Below are 2,670 nucleotides of genomic sequence, written 5' to 3' on the forward strand. Positions count from 1 at the left end.
GGGTGGAGCAGGGCAGGGCGTGCCTTTATCTCGAAGTCCGCAACGACCTGCTTTCCGATCCGGAAACATTCGAGCTCGTCAGCCGCACGCTAGAAACCGTATTTGCCACCGTTGCGATGTCGTTATGGCCGAAACCAGCCGTAGCCGTCTAAAGGCTGGACGCCCCCGAGGCGCGCCGCTAGAGCTTGTCGAATTGGAAACACGACAGCCAAGGGCGCGGGTGATGCAGGGCAATGTGGGTAGCAAGATCCGCGATGCGCGCAAGGAGCGGAACATCACGCTGCGCGATCTCAGCGAACGCTCCGGCCTTTCGGTTTCGCAATTGTCGAAACTGGAGAACGGCAAAGCCCGGCTGACGGTCGACGTCGCACTGATGATCGCCGGCGTGCTGCATGTGCCGGTGGCCTCCTTCCTGTTCAGCCCGAAGCCGGGCATGCAGGCGCGGCGCTCGATCACGCGCGCCGGCAGCGGCATCCTGCACCAGGGCAACGCAATGGAATTCGAGGTCCTGTGCAGCGATTTTCGCGACAAGACCAACATTTTCTGGCGTGTCACGCTGCGCGCGAAGAGTTTTGAGGAGAACGGTGGCTGGCGCAGCCATTCGGGCGAGGAGTTCATCCACGTGCTGAGCGGCAGCCTGGAACTGCACACGATCCATTATGATCCAACCGTGCTGCAGCCGGGCGACAGCATCCTGTTCGATGGCGAAATGCAGCACGCCTATATCGCGCTGGGCGAAGAGCAGGTGATCATGCTGATGTCGAACACAGTGCCGCGCGACGGGCTGCCGGCCGGCGCCGGGGTCTGATCCCGGCCTGACTGGAATCCGGGCCCGAAAGTTTGGGGCCTCTCAAGAATATTTTCTAAAATGGAAAAAAATACTTGTTATGGAAAAGTCCGGGGTCTAGCATCCTGTTCACCGGCCGACAGGAGAAATAGCCATCGGCCGGATGGGAGATGGAACCGATGCTGTCGGTTGAGGCAGTCAGCAAGACCTTTGGCGGCGTGCAGGCGTTGCGCAGTGCCTCGCTGGCCTGCGAGGCCGGCGAAATCCTCGGCCTGATCGGCCCCAATGGCGCCGGCAAATCCACTCTGGTCAACGCCATCTCCGGCGTGCTCAAGCCGGACACCGGCAGTGTGAGGCTGGCGGGCAAGGAGATCACCGGCCACGGTCCTGAGCATTGCGCGCGGGCCGGCGTCGCGCGTACGTTCCAGACCATCCGGCTGTTCAAGGATTTGACCGTCCGGCAGAATGTCGAGGTCGCCCATATCACCTGCCAGGCGGTTCGGCCGGAAGCGGCGGCACGCATCGGCGTCGATCAACTGCTTGCGCAATATCAGCTGGATGGCTTCGCCGACGTTCCGGCCGGCACGCTGTCCTATGGCAGCCAGCGTCGGCTCGAAATCGCCCGCGCGCTGGCGTTGGGCCCATCGTTGCTGCTGCTCGACGAGCCGGCGGCCGGCCTCAACGAAGGCGAGTCCGAGACATTGGCGGTAGCGATCGAGGGCATTCGCAGGGATGTCGGCTGCGCGACCATCGTCATCGATCACGATTTGCGATTCATCAACCGGCTTTGCGACCGGCTCTGCGTCATGGATCAGGGCCAGGTGATCGCGTCCGGGCAAACCGAAGCGGTGTGGCGCGATCCGCGCGTCATCGAGGTTTATGTCGGGCAGTCCGAGACATCGTGACGGCGCCCTAAGCGCCAACAACAAGGGAGAAGGAGGGGTCAAATGGAGAAGATGATTTTGGGGGCCGCGGTCGTGGCGGCGGGGCTTTTGCAGGTGACGCATGCCGGTGCCGCCGATCTGAAGATCGGGCTCGCGGTGGCAATGACCGGCACCTACGCACCCTACAGCGAGGCCGAAGGGGCGCGCTGCATGGCCGACAAATTGAACAAGGCCGCAGGCGCCGGCGATCCCAAGGTCGAGCTGATGATCGAGGACAACCGCTCCGATCCGCAGCTTTCGGTGTCGCTCGGCCAGAAATTCCTCGATGCCGGCGCCCAGGTCATCACCGGCGTGCCGTTCCCGGATGCGCTGATCCCGACAGCGCAGATCGCCGCGCCCTATGGTGCCACTGTATTCTCGGCGCCGAACACGCAGCTTGAGATGCAGCAGGCCGGCCTCGACAATTTCATTGCCGGCGCGGTGCCGGATCCGATCAATGCGGCAGCGACCGCCAATGCGCTCTACGGCAAGGGCGCGCGTACCGTGGCGCTGATGGTCTCGCCCGATGCAGGCTCTTATTCCGAAAAGCTGCCGGAATGGTTCGGCGAGGTGTTCGAGCATCTCGGCGGCAAGGTCGTCTCCAAGCTCAACTATTCCTGGGGCACATCAGACTGGTCGCCGCAGATCGCTAGCATCAAGGCGTTGCCGCAGAAGCCGGACGCCATCCACATCTGCGGCGTGCTGCCCGATGTCGGCATTTTCATCCGCCAGCTGCGCGCCAATGGCTATGACGGTTGGGTGGCCGGCTGCGATGCCTTCGACGACAAGTCGCTGGAAGGCACCGTGGGTGATCCGGCATCGCTGGAGAAGGTGATGTTCGCCACCCATGGCGCGACCGGCGTCGACAGCCCGATCGACAAGTTCCTGGCCCAGTGCAAGGCCGACGGCTACAAGATCAACGGCATCTTCGACGCGCTTGGCGCCGACATGGTGCAGATC

Annotated in this window: 3 protein-coding genes; all 3 read left to right on the plus strand. The window is 63.1% G+C overall.

Features of this window, described 5'->3' with window-relative positions; all coding sequences use genetic code 11:
• Positions 1-223: 223 nt before the first annotated feature.
• Positions 224-808 (plus strand): XRE family transcriptional regulator, encoded by a 585-nt coding sequence (locus EN893_RS28170; protein WP_127269568.1) that lies wholly within the window; start codon positions 224-226, stop codon positions 806-808.
• 158 nt (positions 809-966) lie between these two features.
• Positions 967-1,692 carry an ABC transporter ATP-binding protein gene (locus EN893_RS28175; RefSeq protein ID WP_127269567.1) on the plus strand — a complete coding sequence of 242 codons (726 nt, stop codon included), beginning with the start codon at positions 967-969 and terminating at the stop codon, positions 1,690-1,692.
• A gap of 42 nt (positions 1,693-1,734) precedes the next feature.
• The coding region (locus EN893_RS28180; RefSeq protein WP_164901177.1) for an ABC transporter substrate-binding protein at positions 1,735-2,670 on the plus strand (936 nt) is incomplete at its 3' end.

This window comes from Mesorhizobium sp. M7A.F.Ca.CA.004.04.2.1 (assembly GCF_004022825.1).
Classification (GTDB): Bacteria; Pseudomonadota; Alphaproteobacteria; order Rhizobiales; family Rhizobiaceae; genus Mesorhizobium.